Consider the following 18,069-nt stretch of genomic DNA (forward strand, 5'->3'; position numbering starts at 1 on the left):
CTAAAAATTTCCAGTAAAAAATTCATCTTCCTATTATTCCAAACTTTACTCAAAATAAAGATAATAACAAAAAATTTAATTTTTTTATCATTTAAAATTGAAATATAAAAAATTATATAAACTTAGAATTTATTTTTAAATAAGTTTTACTATACATCTACTGAAACTATTTTAGTTTCCCCAATTTCCTTATTCATTGTAACGCCATAAAGTCTATGCGACCCTTTCATCGTTTCCTTATTATGAGTTATAAGGATAAATTGTGATTTATTAATAAACTGATGCAGCAGTTCGATAATTTTTTTCGTATTTTTTTCGTCAAGCGCTGCTTCAATTTCATCAAAAAATGTAAATGGGCTTGGCTTAAACATAAAAATTGCCATTATAAACGAAACCGCAAGCATCGACTTTTCTCCACCTGAAAGCAAAAGTAACGTTTGTTCAGGCTTATTTTTATATTTTACACTTAATTCCAATCCAGTTGTAAGCAGATTTTCAGGATCTGTCATTTTAATTATTCCTTTAGCACCATTTAGAATTGTTTCACACATATATTGAAAATTTTTGTTTATTTGCTCATAAGCTATAAAAAACTTGCTTGTAACTTCGGCTTCAATTTCTCTAATAAATCCAAGCAATGATTCCCTACTTTCAAGCAAATCCTTTTTTTGTGCCACAATATTCTGATACCGCTCATTTTCATGTTCATACTCATCTATTGAAGCCATATTTACTGTTCCAATATTTATACGGCTTCTCTCATTTGAAGCCAATTTTCCTTTTGCTTCCAAAAGCTCTTTCTCATTAGCAATTTCAAAATATTCTTCATCATTTAAAATTTCATCATTTTCAAGTTCTTTAAATTTAGAAGTCTGAAACTCAAGTTCACTATTATTTTTCGTAATTTTCTCAATTATTTTTTCATATTCATTTTTATATTTCAGAATATTCATCTCAATTCCCTTGATTTCTGCGATTAATTTTCTTTCACTTTCTTCAATTTTCTGAATTTCTTTTTCTATTTCCTGAATTTTATTAAAAATAATATCTTTATTCTTTTTGTTTTCTTCAATCTCAGATTTTACATCTGAAATTTTATTTACCAGATCACTTCCAAGCACAGCCTTCTTTTTCTCAAATTCAATTAATTCATTTTTTTCCCTCAAAAGTTTTTTATAATCAGCTTCAATTTCCCAAAAACGATTTTTATTATTATCTGTTTGAACTTTCAAAACTTCATATTGCTTGTCAGCTGCATTTAGTTTTTGAATAAATTCATCAATATTTTCAAGTTTTTTTAATTCTTCATTTAAATTTTTCATTTTCAAATTATTTTCTTTAATGTATTCTTCAATATTTTGAATCAGTTCCAAATTTTCTTTTATTTTAGCTTCCTTTTCCAAAATAAATTTTTCATTTTCAGAAATTTCATAATTTAAAGTGTCAATTTCTCGCTGTTTTCGAGCAAATCTAATACTAAAGTCATCATAATTCTGATTAAATAACTGATAATCTTTTTTAAAATTTTCAAATAACTCTTCTTCTTTTTCTTTTTTTTCTTTAATTTTTTCAATCTCTAAAATAACTTCTGACAATTTTTTTTCAAATTTATTAAAATTTTTCTTGCTCTCCTTAATTTCGCTTTCTAGATGTTTTAACTCCTTTTTCTGCTCCAAAATCTCATCTTTTCCCTTAAATGAATGACCACCAGTCATTCTTCCACGAGAAGTGATAATATCTCCCTCAAGTGTAACAATTCTGTCATTAAATCCCTTTTTCAAAAGCTGTATCCCAACTTCCAGATTTTCTACAATAACCGAATTTCCATAAACAAACTGAATAACTTTTTCTATATTTTTATTTTCAAATTTTTCATCAACTTTTACGATATTTCTCGCAAAGTCAATAATTCCATTTTCCCCTTTTGTATTTAAAAAAATGCTCTGAATTTCTTCCTGTGAAATTTTATTTTGAAAATTATTTTTTTGCAGATTTTTATCAATAACAGGTAAATTTTCATTTATTTTTGAAATCCTAATATTTTCAATCGGTAAAAATGAAGCTCTTCCAAGTTTTCTCTTTTTTAAAATTTCAATACAACTTTTCCCAATTTCGCTATTCTTTACAACAATATCTCTAAACATTCCTCCAGATAAAGTCTGTACCGCTTCCTCAAATCCCGCTGGAATATCAATCAAATTAACAAAAGCACCAATCACTCCATCAATTTTTTCATTCAAAATATATTTTACACTTTGATTAAAAGTTTCATTTTTATCAATTGCATTAGCAATAACCTTTTGCCTAACTTTAAAATTTTCGAGTTTGTAGCTAGCTTCATTTTTCCCCTTGTTAATTTTAGAATATTCTTTTCTAAAATCATTTGATTTTTCATTAAGTTTTTGAAGTTTCTGTTCTATTTCAGATTTCTGTCTTTCTTTTTCCAGTTTTTGTATTTCATAAGACTGTTTTTCCTGGCTTATTTTATCAAATTCAGCTTGTACATCCATCTTTTCAGAAATTTGCCTTTTATTCTCATTTTTAGCCCCTGAAACTCTTTTTTCCAAATCCTCATTTTCTCCATAAACTTTTATTTTATCCACTTCAAAATCAGAGTTTTTTTGTATCCGCTCCTTTAATTCAAGCGTAATTTCATCATTTTTTCTTTTTACACTCTTAACTTTAGCTTCTAGTTCATTTTTTTCTTTTTCTTTTTTATTTAAGTTCTTTTCTATAAGTTCAAGTTCAGTTTTTGAATTATTTAAAATTTTTTCCTTTTCCAAAATATCTTTTTCCAAAACATCTTTTCTTTTTGACTTTTCAAAAGCTTCAGTTTCTAAATTAGAATTTTGTTTTACAAGATTTGAATATTTTTCTTTCAAAGTTTCAAGAATATCAAAGTTTTTATTTCTCTCATTTTTTTTGCTTTTCAAGTTTTCTTGAAGTTCCACTCTGATTTTATTAGTTTTTTCAAGTTCAGTTTGCTTTTCAGAAAAACTTGTTTCATTTTTTCCTAATTGTTCTTTTATTTCTTGACTTTTTTCATCATATTCATATTTTAGCGAAGTTTTTTCATTAACATCATACTCTAAAATCATAAACTTTTGAACATCAATTTTTTTAGTATATGATCTAAACAATTTTGCTTTTTCCTGTTCAATTTTCAGATAATCAACTCGCTGCTTCAAATCTTTTGATACATAATCAATTTTTTCAATTTCATTTCTTAAATCCTTTAGCTTCTTTTCAGATTCATCCTTTTCAATTTTGGCTCTTTTAACTCCTGCCGCCTCTTCAATGATTTCTTTTAGTTCTTTCGGTGAAGATCCAATAATTCTCTCCACTCGTCCCTGTCCTATTATCGAATAGGCCTGCTTTCCGATCCCAGTATCCATAAAAAGATTATGAATATCTTTAAGTCTAGATTTTTTATTATTAATTAAATATTCATTTTCTCCAGTCTTAAAAATTCTTCTCGTAATCTTAACTTCTGAAAAATCAATATCCAAATATCTATCTTCATTATTAATAAAAAGGCTAACTTCTGCCATAGATCTTGGCTTTTTATTTTTTCCACCAGAAAAAATAATATCTGAACTTTCCTTAGCTCTTATATTTTTATAGCTCTGTTCTCCCAAAACCCATAAAATTGCATCTAAAATATTACTTTTTCCACTTCCATTAGGCCCGACAATGGAAGTAATCCCATTATCAAACTCTACAACAGTTCTATTTGCAAATGATTTAAATCCTGTCAGCTCCAATGCTTTTAAGTACATCTTTTCTCCTATTTTTTTTATTAAATAATATTTCAATGTATATGATAAAAAGGGCTGTTGACCCTTACTAAGTAAAAATTTATAATATTTATTACAATATTATCTCCCTTTTCCAAAAATTACAATCGTAATTGTCTTTAGCAATATTTTCATATCAAAAATAATGTCATGATTTTTTATATAATACAAATCATACTGTAATTTTCTATAAGCATCTTCAACGCTTGCCCCATACGGATACATTACTTGTGCCCATCCAGTAAGCCCTGGTTTTACAGTATGTCTTAAATTGTAGTACATAATTTCCTTTTCCAACTGCTTTATGAAAAATTCTCTTTCTGGACGTGGACCTACAAAACTCATTTCTCCACGTAATACATTCCACAATTGTGGCAACTCGTCAATTCTTGTAAGACGCATAAATTTACCAAATTTTGTAACACGGTTATCATTTTTTGTAGCCCATTTTGGTCCATCTTTTTCCGCATCAGTTGTCATCGAACGAAACTTCACTATTTTAAACGGCTTATTCCCTTCTCCAATTCTTTCCTGAATAAAAAATATTGGACCTTTTGATTCAAGTTTTATTATTATCGCAGCAATAATCATAATTGGAATGACACAAACTCCAATTAAAAGTGCAAAAATTATGTCAAGAATACGTTTTGCCTTTAAGTTAAAACTGTTATAGTAAATTTCAAAACCAGTATTTTCCAAAAACCATTTCGGACTTAAATTTGAAACTGGTAATTTATTTTCATACATTTCATAAAATTCCAAATAATTGTAATACTGCATTCCATTAAGTTTGTATTGCAGCAATTTATCAACAAGTTTTGTATCATATAAAAGATTACTTGTAAAATCTACTATTATATCAACTTTTTTATTTTCACAAAGATTTAATAATTTTTTTGATAAAACAGTTAAATCTTCTTCTTTTAAAAAGTCCGATAATTTATATTGACTGTCTTTTCTTATACTCTCCAACAAATCATTCGTATAGCCATTCTCACCTACAAAAACAATTTTCTTTTTTTCAGCTAATCCTATCATTATGATATAACGATATATGATTTGAAACATTGTAATTAGTCCAAATAAAATTATTGCTTCATTTAAGAGAAATATTTTTAAAAATTTTGTAACCATTACAAGAATAAAATTAATTGCAATTATAATCGCAATATCCCGTAATTTATATCTTCCTGTCATATTATAAACATTTGCCACATAATAAATTATCATGGAGCAAATAATTACTGCTGCATTTACAAATCCAAGCCCACGATTTATAAGCAACAATCCTACAAAATACATCACAATCGTTAATATTCCAAACAAATAAGAATAATTTTTTTTCATTCCACGTACCGCCATTCTAAATTACACTTCCTTTTTTATTTTTTCTTTAATAATAAATTTATCTAAACAAAATTTTTTCACTAAATAAATAAAATTTTCAAATCATAAATTTCATATATTTTATTATTTCCAGCTTTTCTCCTTTCTTCTATTCATCTCATATTATTTATAAAAAATCTATAAAATTCAATTAATGCACTATTCTTAATCTTCCTCAATCTTTTTACCGCAAATCCTTAGTTGTCATAAAATATTATTCCTTTTTGTAAAATTTTCTATTTATACCAGTTAAAATGTTATACAGTATTTTTAATATTTCACTTGTAAAAAAAGATAATGCAAATACTATTACAAACGCAGTAATTATATATAAAAAATAATTCATTCTGGATTTTAATATTCTTTCACAAAAAAATAAAAAAAATGGATGAATTAGATAAATATCATAGGTTTTCGCTGATATAGATTTTACAATACTTTTTACTTTTAGAAAAACTTTTTCTCCATCAAAAATATTTACAAAGAAATCATAAAGCAAAACTGCGGATACAAATACACTAATTGAATGATAATCATAAAAATAGTCAAAAAACTTTCCACTTGATTTTGTAAATATATACGTTAAAAAGACAGTTAATACAACTGCTATTAAAAAAATCGTGTATTTTTGCCATTTTTTCATATTCAAAGGTTTTTCTGCGAGCAGATAGCCAATCAAAAAGTAGTCGAGGTATTGCCCAACTGGAGAATATACTTTTATATTTTTCTTAAAAATCACATTTAGAAATGGTACTAAAACCATAAATATTATCCATATAAAAACTAGATAATTAATGCTTTTTCTCTCAATTTTTACCATAACTTTTCGTAAAAATGGCGTTATCAGATAAAGTGACAATATCATATAAATGTACCACAAATGATAGTGAACTTTACCTTGAAAAAAACTTGAAAAGAAATTATGGTAACTTTCTTTCTGGAAAAAAATTGAAATTATAGTCTTATAAGTTGATTTTCTAAAAAAAACTGAGAATAATTCATTATCTTTCACATCTTTAAAAATTATTGTAAATATAAAAAAAATAACAGAGTATATAAAAAATTTTGGAATAATTTTTATAAATCTCTTTTTAAAAAATATCTTTACATCTTCATCTTTTCTCAACAAAAAAAAACCACTAACCATAACAAATATGGGTACGCATATTCTGCTAAGAGAATCTATGACATTTGCCATCATCCATCTATTTCCAGATATTTTACCATAACCATATAATTCACTTGCAACAATATGAATAAATAAAACCGTAATAATTGCAATACATTTTAAAATATCAAAGTTAAAAAATCTGTCCTTATTTTTTACCATTTATAAATCTCCAAATTTATGAAATTTTTTTAATAGAAATATAAATAATTTTACCATAGTTTAAGGTAATTTTCAATTGTTTTTCCTTTTTCAAATTTTATATAATATAGACTATTGTAAAAAATTAAAAAACAATAATTATCTTATTCAAATCCTAAATTTACTTGGTTTTAACAATTTGATAAAAATTTTTATTATAAAAATTTGCATTTTAAATAAATATGGGTATAATTTTATTAGATAGTTTGATAATCAAAATTTTTATAAGGAGGAATATACTATGAAAATAAAACTTAATAATATTTCAGAAACTATGCTTATCACCTTATATATGCGGGCAACCGATGCCAAAAGTGAAAAGCCGATTTTAAATGACAAAAGATCTGAAGAAATAATTTCTCAAATAGATTATGACTTCTCGAAATTTAAAAGTGCATGGGCTTCGTATTATGGAGTTCTTTCACGGGCGAAAGTGATGGATAATGAAGTAAAAAAATTTATGGAAAAATATCCAGATTGTGCGATTGTATCAATCGGTTGTGGATTAGATACGAGATTTTTACGAATAGATAATGGAAAAATAAGATGGTACAATCTTGACTTGCCAGAAGTTATCGAAAAACGAAAATTATTTTTTGAACCTAATGAACGAGTTACAGATATTGCAAAATCTGCATTTGATTCAGCATGGACAAAGGATATTAAACTAGAAGGGAAAAAATTGCTTATTATTTCGGAAGGTGTATTAATGTATTTTGAAGAACAGCAAATTAAACAGTTTTTGGAAATACTAACTGATAATTTTGATTCTTTTGAAGCTCAATTTGACTTGCTTTACAAAGGAACAGTTAAAATGAGTAAAAAACATGACACCTTAAAAAATATGGAAGCAAAATTTAACTGGGGGGTAAAAGATGGAAGTGAAGTTGTAAAATTGAATCCAAAATTAAAACAGACTGGACTTATTAATTTTACTGATGAAATGAAACATCATCTTTCTGGCTGGAAAAAATTGTTTATTCCATTCTTCTATATTTTTAATAACAGACTTGGAATTTATACTTATGAAAAATAGAATTATTTTTTAATTTATTTCCTTTTCTAAAATGAATGGAGGGATTATTATGAAAGAATTGAAATATTTGCTAAGTTTATCTGGTAAACATAGGGTGAAGCTGATTTTTTCAGCAATATTCAGTATAATTGGTACGACATTGTCTGCTGTGCCTTATCTTCTTGTGTATCAGATTGTTTTGGAGCTTTTTAAGGCGAATATTGATTATTCAAGAATAAAGTTCTGTGTTTTTATTGCGATATTTTTTATAATTGTAAAGATAATTATGCAGATTTTATCAGGTATTTTTTCACATATTGCGGCTTTCTCGATTTTGTACAAGATTAGGATTGACTTAATTGAGCATTTGTCAAAGCTGAATATGGGGTTTTTTAAGAAAAATATGTCTGGAAAGCTGAAAAAGATTATTAATGAGGATATTGAAAAATTGGAACTCTTTATTGCACATCAGATTCCAGATTTATCTTCAGCTCTTGTAACGCCGATAATATTTTTGGGGATTATGATTTACTTTAACTGGAAATTGACACTTGTTTTATTTATTCCGATTATTCTAAGCATAATGGCACAGGGAAAAATGTTTCAAAGCTACGGAACCCGTGTAGAACATTATTATACTCTTCTTGCAAACTTAAACGCTACTATTATGGAATACATAAATGCAATGAACGTTATGAAAGCATTTAACCTTACTGCTAAATCATTCAAGGATTATCGGGATATTACTCAGGAATATGCGGATTACTGGATTGAGCTTACAGAACTAAGTGTGCCGTTTTATTCAATTTTTCTCTGTCTGACTGATTCGGGGCTGCTTTTCATTATTCCGATTGGCGGACTTATGCTGTTTTATAATCAAATTTCAGTATCTGCGTACATTTTATTTATTTTAATGAGTACAATTTTTTTAAGCTCATTAAAGGCATTATTTGACTTGGCACACCATCTTTCCGCATTAACTAAAGGGCTAGGAAAGATTATGGAAATCAATGGGGAACAGGAGCAAAAATCTGGAAACACAAATTTCCCTTCTAATTTTTCAAGTTTTATAAAATATGAAAATGTAAATTTTGCATATAAAAATAAAAATGTTATAAATGATTTTTCCTTGGAAATAAGGACTGGAACCTCAACCGCACTTGTAGGGCCTTCTGGCTCAGGAAAAACAACGATAGGACTTCTGCTTGGAAGATTTTGGGATATAAATAGCGGAAAAATAACTATTGATGGAACTGATATTAAGGATTTTACTTACACAGGATTGGCTGACAATGTTTCATTTGTCTTTCAGGATACATTTATGCTTCACGATACTATTTTTGAGAATATAAGAATGGGAAAGGATTATTCGCTGGAAAAAGTGGAAAATGCTGCAAAAAAGGCACAAATTCATGACTTTATAATGTCTTTGCCTCAAAAATACGAAACTGTAATTGGTGAAGGCGGAATTAAATTAAGCGGTGGCGAAAAACAGAGAATTTCAATAGCTCGTGCCATTTTAAAAAATGCTCCAATTATCGTGCTGGATGAAGTTACTTCCTACTCCGACATTGAAAACGAAGCTAAAATTCAGGAGGCTTTGCGTACTTTGTTAAAAGGAAAAACTGCCATTATCATTGCTCACAGGCTTTACACAATAAAAAATGCCGATAATATCGTTGTAATGAATAAAGGACGTATTACCGAGCAAGGTACTCACAAGGAGCTTCTGCAAAACAAGTCAGAATACTGGCATTTATGGAATTTATATAGCGATAATGATTTGATGGAAAATAAGGAAATTTAGGGGGTGCAGATAATGATTAACGATATTAGAAATATAAAAACTCTTGCTGGAAATAAATATAAAAATCTTAAAAAGCCAATATTTTTTCTAACAATAGACGCCTTATTTTATATGATGAACTATGCAATGTTTTATTTTACAATTATTGATTTGATGAATAATAATTTTACGATGAAAAAGTTGATAATCTATACTTTTATTATGATTTTTGCAATTATTTGCAGATTTGTATTAAATCGTATCGGATATACTGGGATTCAAAGTGAAGGGGCTAAAATTATTCAGGATTTGAGAATCAGGATGGGGGATCATTTGAGAAACTTGAATTTGGGATACTTTAACAGTCATAACATTGGGAATATTATTAATATTATGACAAATGATTTACAGGATTTTGAGCAGGTTATAACTCACAGCACATCAGAAATTATAAAGTTATCCATACTGACAATTTATCTTCTGTTAATTATATTTGCAATTTCACCTCTACTTGCCATGCTGCAACTAATAATCTCCCTAACTGGATTAATATTTGTCATTCTGGGAACGAAAAAAGGGGCAAAAATAGCATTGAAAAAGAAGTATACTATGGATAATGTTGTTTCACGGATGGTGGAATATATCGCTGGAATGGAACTTTTTAAAGCATATAATCTGACTGGGGAAAAATTTAAGAGGTTAAAGGACAGCTTTAATGATTTGAAAAGAGAAAGTATAAATACTGAAATTGCTCTTGCCCCTTATGTTATGATTTTTCAGCTTATTACGGATATTTCCTTTGCCTTGCTTCTGCTTGTATCTACACAGCTTTTTATGGCTTCTTCCATTAATAAAGTTGAATTTTTTTCATACATAATTATTGGACTTTCACTTTCAAACGTGCTAAAAGCCTTTTCTACACAATATACTTTTATCCAATACTTGAAACTTGCCACAGATAAGCTGATAAATGTGCATAATGAAAAGGAAATTTCCTATGAACTTGAAAAAGTTACTTTACCAGATTACAATATAAAATTCCAGAATGTAAGTTTTTCTTATGAAAAAGACACTCCTGTTCTAAAAAACATCACTTTTGAAGCAAAACAGGGGACAAAAGCTGCCCTAGTCGGTTCGTCGGGCTCTGGAAAAACAACTGTTACCAGCCTTATTGCAAGATTCTGGGACTGCCAGTCTGGCGAAATTACCATTGGTGGGATAAATATCCAAAAAATATATCCTGAAGAGCTGCTTACAAATATAAGCATGATTTTTCAAGATGTCTACTTGGTAAATGACACTTTTGAAAATAATATAAGACTGGGAAAACCGAAGGCTACAAGGGAAGAAGTAATAAATGCGGCTAAAAATGCCAATTGCCACGATTTTATAATGGAAAGCGAAAATGGATATGACACTGTAATCGGAGAAGGCGGCTCTACCTTATCTGGTGGAGAAAAACAGAGAATTTCAATTGCAAGAGCATTATTAAAGAATACGCCGATTATTTTAGTTGATGAAGCCACAGCCTCGCTTGATGCCGACAACGAACACGAAATAAGAAAATCACTAAATATTCTTACAAAGAACAAAACCGTAATTACAATCGCCCACAAACTCAACACAATAAAGGATTATGATAAAATTATAGTTATGTCTGACGGAATAATCGAAGAAATTGGGAATCATAAGCAGCTTATGGAAAATAAAGGACGATATTACAAAATGTATACTGAAATGGAAAAGGCACAGTCAGAATTTGAACTAATTTAATATAAAATATACCCAATCTTGAATTTTTCGATCAAAAATTTGGGTATATTTTTATTTTTTATATCTCTAATTACTAATCTTTTAACAACGGATCTTTCTTCGTAACTTCAACTACCAATTTATGTAGCCCAATCAACGCTATCAAATTTGGAATTACCATAAGACCATTAAACATATCCGCAAGTTCCCATACTAAATCAACTTTTTGTAATGAACCTGCCACTATGCAAACCATTACCAAGGCTCTGTAAATATTAAGCGCTTTTTTACCAAACAGATATTTTACATTAGCTTCCCCAAAGAAATACCATCCAATTATTGTAGAAAACGCAAAAAAGAATAATGCAATTGCAACAAATATTACTCCAAAGTTCCCCAATACTGCTTGAAATGCTTGCTGTGTCAATGAAATTCCAGTTCCTTTAGCTCTTCCATCTGCAATTAATATTACTAGTGCTGACAATGTCAAAATTACAAATGTATCAATGAAAACTGTAACAATCGCAACGTGTCCCTGATCTTCAGGATTTTTAACTTTCGCAATTGCATGTGCATGTGGTGTTGATCCCATTCCAGCTTCATTTGAAAATAGCCCTCTTGCAACTCCAAATCTTATTGCCTTTCTCATTCCAGCTCCAGCGAATCCTCCTAAAACTGCTTTTGTTGAAAAAGCATTTACAAAAATTGCCTTAAATGCCATTCCTGTATTCCCAATATTTAATAAAATAATAGTCACACATGTTACAACGTATAAAACTGCCATAATTGGCACAATTTTCTCAGTAACCGAAGCAATTCTCTTTACACCGCCAAAAAATATAAATCCAGATAAAATTGCTAAAAATAATCCTGTTACAATTGTTGGAATATGAAAAGCATTATGAAAAGCATCTCCAACTGAATTTGCCTGAACCGCATTTCCCATAAATCCAAGTGAAAGTATACAAGCAACTGCAAAAAATCCTGCTAAAAATTTAGCTGCTTTTCCGCCATTAAATAAAGTTTGGATATAATAGGCAGGCCCTCCTGTCATTTCTCCATCTTTTTTTTGTTTAAAAATTTGGCTTAATACTGCTTCTGAATAAATAGTAGCCATTCCAAAAAAAGCACTTAACCACATCCAAAATATTGCTCCAGGCCCTCCAGACACAATCGCTGTTGCAGCTCCTGCAAGATTTCCTGTTCCAACTTGTGCAGCAATTGCTGTTGCTAGTGCCTGAAATGATGACATTCCATTACTATCCGCCTTTTCTCCGCTAAGGTCAAATCCACCTGTCAGCTGTTTTAATCCAGTTTTAAACTCCCTAATTTGAATAAATCTTAACTTAAAAGTGTAAAATATACCTGTTCCAACCAGCAATATAATTAAAATAACTCCCCAAAAAAATCCATTAAAATTCCTAATAATTTCTAACATTTAATTTCTTCTCCTTCTATTTCTATATTTTAGTCATTTGCAAAAGTCTAATAATTTTAATAAATATTATTATTAAATTTTTACAACTTTTACAATTGCCTTTTTGATATGTGGAATTCAGGTTGTGATTTCAAACAAATAATATAGTAAAACTGATTTAAAATTGAGCTCAAAAGCTACGACTATTTTACTCAGACCCTAAATTTATACAATCTTAAATAATAATTTTGAACGGGTTCTGAATATATTATAATTTAAATTTTAACAAATAAAAAAGTCATCTTTTACTTTATAATAAAGTTCAGACAACCTCTAAAAATTCTTTTTATACTAAAAAAGAAATATAAAATTATAATTTTAAATGTATTAATCTCTGTTCTTTTACCTGAAAGTTTAGGGAATAAAATTCCTTTGCTTCTTCGGTGCAGTCATTTAAGACTATCTCTCCAGAGGTTCGTCCACTATGAGTCCTTTTACCTGAAAGAGTCACTTCTTCGGTGTTTAACTAATTAAATCTCTCCTCATACCTTCATCCAATTTATTCACTTTTTTACATATTATCATATTTTTTTTAGTATGTCAAAAAATATTTTTTGTTGTTTTTTTATTTAATAATTTTTATATTGTTAATAAACTCAAATCTTAATATTTTACTTCAAAATAATTAAGTATTTTTTTCATTTCATCTTGTGCCATAAGACAAGTATCATAAAGCCAGCCTTTTTCACTCTCATAATTTTTTAACTCACGATAATAAAACATTTTATACTTATCTTCCAATATAAAAGGCACAATATCATTTTTTAGACATTCCTTAAACATTATAAGCCTTCCAACTCTTCCATTTCCGTCTTGAAATGGATGAATTTTTTCAAATTTATAGTGGAAATCTATAATTTTTTCAACAGTTATTTCAGTTTGGCTATTATAATTTTCCAAAAGTTTTTTCACCTTTGCCTCAACTTGTTTTGGACTTGCAGTCTTTTTTCCACCAACTGTATTTGGCTTTTGCTTATATTCTCCAACTTTAAACCATTCAATTTGTGAATCACTCGTATTACTTTTAAGCAGAAAATGAAGTTTTTTTATATATTTTTCAGAAAGTTTTTCATTTGCATGTTCAATAATAAAGTCAAAACATTTAAAATGATTTAAAGTTTCAATCACATCTTTAACTTTCACTGTTTCATTTTCCGCAAAAAAACTATTTGTTTCAAAAATATGTCTTGTCTGATCTTCTGTCAATGTACTTCCTTCAATATGATTACTATTATAAGCAAATTTAATTTGAAGATTATGATACAACATTCCTTTTAAATTATTATTTTTTTCTTCAAGCAAAGTTTCCAGTATATAATTTTTCATTTATATTCCCTTTTTTCATTTATAAATTTATTTACTTTTCAATACCGCTCTAACTGCATAGTGCATAAAATAATAGATTGATTTTAAAAGCGGTAATTTTTCAACTTTTCGATAAATTTCCCAACGTACTTTCGCTGTTTTAGCTTTATTGCTTGAACGTGAATTATCCAGCACGCGATAATATGCCAAATTTTCCTTTAATCCATAAATTGTTTTTACATCCTTCACAATTTCCAGCCAAAGTACATAATCTTCATTTTTTTCAAGCTCTTTAAAATATCGCTTCCCAATTTTTTTCACATCATACATAACTGTCAGGCATCCCAAATAGTTATTTTTTAACATATCCGTATAGGAAATTTCAGGTTTTATAATAACTTCGTTTATTTTTTCACCATTTTCCCTAACCCTAGTATATTCCGTACAGCTAATGCTCGCATTTTTTTCCTTCATAAATTTTATCTGCTTTTCCAATTTTTCATTATGCCAATAATCATCAGAATCTAAAAATGCGATATATCTTCCGCTAGCCAATTCAATCAGAAAATTTCTTCCCTTTACTACTCCTACATTTTTTTCAGTATTTACAATTTTTATTCTTTCATCCTTTTTCACAAATTCACTTACAATTGCAAGACTATTATCTGTTGAAACGTCATTTATGATAAGCATCTCCCAATTTTGATAAGTTTGTGAAATAACTGATTCTATTGTTTTTCTGATGAATTTTTCCGCATTATACATTGGCACAATTATTGAAACTTTTTCTTTATCCATTCTTTCTCCTAATTTTAAAATTTTCTAGTCTTGTGGAAACCTAATTCCCGCCTCAATTCTAGCTTTTGTCTGCACCTCACTTACCAGCAGACTTTTTTCCAGCTGTTTATAGCAAAATTCCAAGTCATTTTTATTTATTGTACGAATAAATGCCTTAAATTCAGGTACAACCCTGTCCTTTGAAAATCCATCATCAAAGCTTTCTGTCGTTCCATCATACAGTTTCAACGTAACTTTTCCAACAAGTCCTGGAGCTTCTTCGCTTATAATTTTTCCTTTGCTTCCCTGAATTACACCTATTCTTTTGCCTTCACTATCTTTTGCACATACACACATAGCATTAAAATTTTCATATTCCATCATAAGAACTCCACTTGTGTCAATATTTCTCTCAAGATTTGCATAATATTTCACTTTTTCAGGCTTTCCAAAAAGCCCTAGAACATAATGCAAATTATAAAGTCCTAAATCCATCAATGCTCCGCCAGCTTTTTGCGGATCAAATACAGGCAAAATCTCACCTCTCTTAAAAGCGTCATATCTACTGGAATACTGACTATACTGGCTTTGAATAAGTTTTACATCTCCAATTTTCCCAATCCAGCCTTTTATTTTTTTATAATTTTCAAAATAAAGTGTCGTTATCGCTTCAAATAAAAACAGTTTTTTTTCTTTTGCCAAATCTGACAATTCCTTAGCTTGTCTATAATTAGCTGTCATTGGCTTTTCGACAATGATATTCAAGCCTTTTTCCAATGCTTTTTTACAATATTCAAAATGCAAAAAATTCGGAACAGCAATATAAACAGTATCAATTCCAAATTCACAAAGTTTGTTAAAATCATCAGTAAATCTTGGAATACCATATTTTAGACAAATTTCCTCAACTTTACCAATACTCTTTTTTGTTCCTTGTATCCCCACAATTTCCAGCCCTTCCAACCGAACAAGACTAGGCAAAAATTCCTGGACAATCATCCCTGAACCGACAATCCCCAATTTCATGCAAATTTCCTTCTTTCTCCATATTTTACTTGAAACTTATTTTTTATTCTAAATAGTAAAATAAATTTATTTTAAAATAGATATATCTTTTTTATTTCTACAAGGGGTAAAGCCCCCTTGCTTCAAGATATTTATTTTCTCCAATTCTAAATCTATATAATTCTAAAAAATTTCAATGAATTATGCCTTTAAATCATCATATTCTCCACTTTCAAACTTTTTGACTATGTAACTGCAAATTGGTACAATTTTATACCCATTTTCTCTTGCGTATTTTACACCAGCATCAAATAATTTTCCTGCAATTCCTTGTCCTCTTAATTCAGGAGAAACTACGGTTGATTCAAAAAACAGTTTTTCTCCTTCCTTTCTATATGTCAGTTTTGCCAGTTCATCTCCATTTTCTCCAAATATAAAAAATCCTGTTCCTTCTAAGTGCTTTATTTCCATTTTTCTAAAATTTCCTTTCAATAATTTTTTACAAATATTTCAATATTTCCTTTTTATAGTCAATAAACTCTTTTGACATTATAATCTCTTCATTATTATACACTTTATTATCATCTTTTTTCAAGTTAATTTTTATTTCTTTTATAATCTTTCCTGGACTTCCTGCCAAAATATAAATCCTATCAGAAAGCAATATTGCTTCATCAATATCGTGAGTGATGAATAAAGTTGACATTTTTATTTTTTTCATAATATCCAAATACCAGCTATGAATTTTATTCTTTGTAATGGCGTCCAATGCACTGAATGGCTCATCAAGGAGAGCAACTTCGCTGGAAAATAAATATGTTCTAAGCAATGCCGCTCTTTGCTTCATTCCGCCTGATAGTTTACTTGGATACAAATTTTCTGTACCTTCCAATCCAAAATCTTTAAAATACGGCTTTGCAATTTCCTGTGCCTTATTTTTATTTTCCCCCCTTATTACAAGCGGAAGTGCCACGTTGTCAATGATTTTTTTGTGAGGTAAAAGCAAGTCCTTTTGCAACATATAGCTTATTTTCCCAGATTTTCCAGTTATATCTTCTCCACTCATTTTCACATTTCCACAATCAGGCTTTAAAAGTCCTGCAATAATGTTAAACAACGTTGTTTTTCCAGCACCACTCACTCCTAAAATGCAAACCAGCTCATTTTCATACAAATCAATCGAAACATTTTCTAAAACTTTTTTATTTTCAAAAGAAATGGAAATATTTTTTATTTCCAGCTTTTTGTCTTTCTTCACTTAATATCTCCTTAATATAACATATTTTAATAATTTATAATATAAATTGCAATATTAAATGCAACATTTTTTTATTTTCAAATTTAATATTTTTCTCCTCACTCTGACAAGGGGTCTTGACCCCTTGTTATTATAAGAGTCAAATTTTCTATTTCAGATACTCGTTACTATATCCAAAATCCTTTGGTATTTCACGCTCTATAGCCTTATTTTTGTAAAGCCATTCATAAAATCTGTTCCAACGGTTTCCGTCAATTATTCCCCATTCCTTTGCATCTGACTGATATTCTTTAGAAATCCATTTTTGGCTGGCTGTTACCAAATTTATGTCAAGTTCTGGAGAATTTTTTACCAAGATTTTTGCTGATTCCTCTGGATTTTTCATTGCATATTCATACCCCTTTTTTATTGCCTTTAAAACTTTTTTTGCAATTTCAGGATTCTTTTTCAGGAAGTCATTATTTGCAATAATTACTGGGCTATAGTAATCAAGTTCTTTAGCATAGTCTCGTATTTTTAGAAAATTTGTCTGAAGTCCTGCTCTTTCTGTCGCAATTCCATCCCACGCATAATAAACCCAAACGGCATCAACATCAGATTTTAAACCAGTTACGACATTTGTTATCGTATAAGGAATTAATTTTACTTTGGAAAAATCTCCTTTATCATCTGTTACTAATTTTTTCAAAATGGCTTGCTCAATGTTGTCTTCCCAAGTGGCATATTTTTTACCTTCCAGTTTTTTTGGCGAATCAATGCCTTTTTTCTTCAATGAAATAATTCCAGATGTATTATGCTGAAGAATTGCTGCAACAGCTGTCACTGGCACAGGATTTTCCTTTGCAAACGATTTTGCCAACGTATCCTGAAAACTTATTCCAAATTCTGCTCCTCCAGCTCCAATAAGTGCAGTTGTACTTCCTTCAGGCGGCTGCACAATTTCCACATCCAGTCCTTCTTCCTTAAAATATCCTAAGTCTTTTGCCACATAAAGCCCTGTATGATTAGTGTTTGGCACCCAGTCCAGTACAATTTTTATTTTCTGATTATTTTTAGATTTTCCACACGAAACAGCCAAAATCAAGATTAAACATAAAATTAAAATTTTTGAAATTTTTTTCATTTTTTATACCTCTCTTTAT

13 protein-coding genes and 2 riboswitches are annotated in these 18,069 nt (G+C 28.9%); of the genes, 3 read left to right on the forward strand and 10 right to left on the reverse strand.

The window, feature by feature from the left end:
• Window positions 1–149: 149 nt before the first annotated feature.
• The 3 genes from smc to ACO409_RS01880 all read right to left on the reverse strand — a co-directional run bounded on the left by smc (window position 150) and on the right by ACO409_RS01880 (window position 6,513).
• Entirely contained in the window at window positions 150–3,779 is a 3,630-nt protein-coding gene (gene smc / locus ACO409_RS01870; RefSeq protein WP_485554292.1) for a chromosome segregation protein SMC, read from the reverse strand.
• 99 nt (window positions 3,780–3,878) lie between these two features.
• Window positions 3,879–5,159: an exopolysaccharide biosynthesis polyprenyl glycosylphosphotransferase gene (locus tag ACO409_RS01875; protein WP_485554293.1), complete on the reverse strand. Its 1,281-nt coding sequence runs from the start codon at window positions 5,157–5,159 to the stop codon at window positions 3,879–3,881.
• A gap of 238 nt (window positions 5,160–5,397) precedes the next feature.
• Window positions 5,398–6,513: an acyltransferase gene (locus ACO409_RS01880; protein ID WP_485554295.1), complete on the reverse strand. Its 1,116-nt coding sequence runs from the start codon at window positions 6,511–6,513 to the stop codon at window positions 5,398–5,400.
• Between the two features lie 280 nt (window positions 6,514–6,793).
• Here ACO409_RS01880 and ACO409_RS01885 point away from each other — a divergent pair, with 280 nt between their 5' ends.
• The 3 genes from ACO409_RS01885 to ACO409_RS01895 are packed head-to-tail and all read left to right on the forward strand — an operon-like array spanning window position 6,794 to window position 11,126.
• Window positions 6,794–7,588 carry a class I SAM-dependent methyltransferase gene (locus tag ACO409_RS01885; protein WP_485554297.1) on the forward strand — a complete coding sequence of 265 codons (795 nt, stop codon included), beginning with the start codon at window positions 6,794–6,796 and terminating at the stop codon, window positions 7,586–7,588.
• Between the two features lie 49 nt (window positions 7,589–7,637).
• On the forward strand, window positions 7,638–9,374 hold the full coding sequence (locus ACO409_RS01890) for an ABC transporter ATP-binding protein (RefSeq protein WP_485554299.1): 1,737 nt from the start codon (window positions 7,638–7,640) through the stop codon (window positions 9,372–9,374).
• Window positions 9,375–9,386: 12 nt separating this feature from the next.
• Window positions 9,387–11,126 carry an ABC transporter ATP-binding protein gene (locus ACO409_RS01895; RefSeq protein WP_485554301.1) on the forward strand — a complete coding sequence of 580 codons (1,740 nt, stop codon included), beginning with the start codon at window positions 9,387–9,389 and terminating at the stop codon, window positions 11,124–11,126.
• A gap of 73 nt (window positions 11,127–11,199) precedes the next feature.
• Here the strand turns inward: ACO409_RS01895 and ACO409_RS01900 are convergent, their stop codons facing one another.
• The 7 genes from ACO409_RS01900 to ACO409_RS01930 form a co-directional block, all read right to left on the reverse strand.
• Window positions 11,200–12,543 (reverse strand): alanine/glycine:cation symporter family protein, encoded by a 1,344-nt coding sequence (locus tag ACO409_RS01900; RefSeq protein ID WP_485554303.1) that lies wholly within the window; start codon window positions 12,541–12,543, stop codon window positions 11,200–11,202.
• Window positions 12,544–12,907: 364 nt separating this feature from the next.
• Window positions 12,908–12,998, reverse strand: a riboswitch (glycine riboswitch).
• Window positions 12,999–13,076: riboswitch (glycine riboswitch) on the reverse strand.
• A gap of 109 nt (window positions 13,077–13,185) precedes the next feature.
• Window positions 13,186–13,908 carry a Fic family protein gene (locus ACO409_RS01905; RefSeq protein WP_485554305.1) on the reverse strand — a complete coding sequence of 241 codons (723 nt, stop codon included), beginning with the start codon at window positions 13,906–13,908 and terminating at the stop codon, window positions 13,186–13,188.
• A 27-nt stretch (window positions 13,909–13,935) separates the two neighbouring features.
• Entirely contained in the window at window positions 13,936–14,685 is a 750-nt protein-coding gene (locus tag ACO409_RS01910; protein WP_485554307.1) for a glycosyltransferase family 2 protein, read from the reverse strand.
• A 24-nt stretch (window positions 14,686–14,709) separates the two neighbouring features.
• Entirely contained in the window at window positions 14,710–15,690 is a 981-nt protein-coding gene (locus ACO409_RS01915) for a Gfo/Idh/MocA family protein (protein WP_485554309.1), read from the reverse strand.
• A gap of 180 nt (window positions 15,691–15,870) precedes the next feature.
• Window positions 15,871–16,140, reverse strand: a complete 270-nt coding sequence (locus ACO409_RS01920; RefSeq protein ID WP_485554311.1) for a GNAT family N-acetyltransferase — start codon at window positions 16,138–16,140, stop codon at window positions 15,871–15,873.
• 28 nt (window positions 16,141–16,168) lie between these two features.
• Complete coding sequence (locus tag ACO409_RS01925) at window positions 16,169–16,927, reverse strand: ABC transporter ATP-binding protein (protein ID WP_485554313.1); 759 nt, start codon at window positions 16,925–16,927, stop codon at window positions 16,169–16,171.
• 148 nt (window positions 16,928–17,075) lie between these two features.
• The gene (locus ACO409_RS01930; RefSeq protein WP_485554315.1) at window positions 17,076–18,050 is read right to left on the reverse strand and encodes an ABC transporter substrate-binding protein; all 975 of its coding nucleotides are present in this window, start codon (window positions 18,048–18,050) and stop codon (window positions 17,076–17,078) included.
• Window positions 18,051–18,069 lie beyond the last annotated feature (19 nt).

It is taken from the genome of Leptotrichia sp., assembly GCF_057270615.1.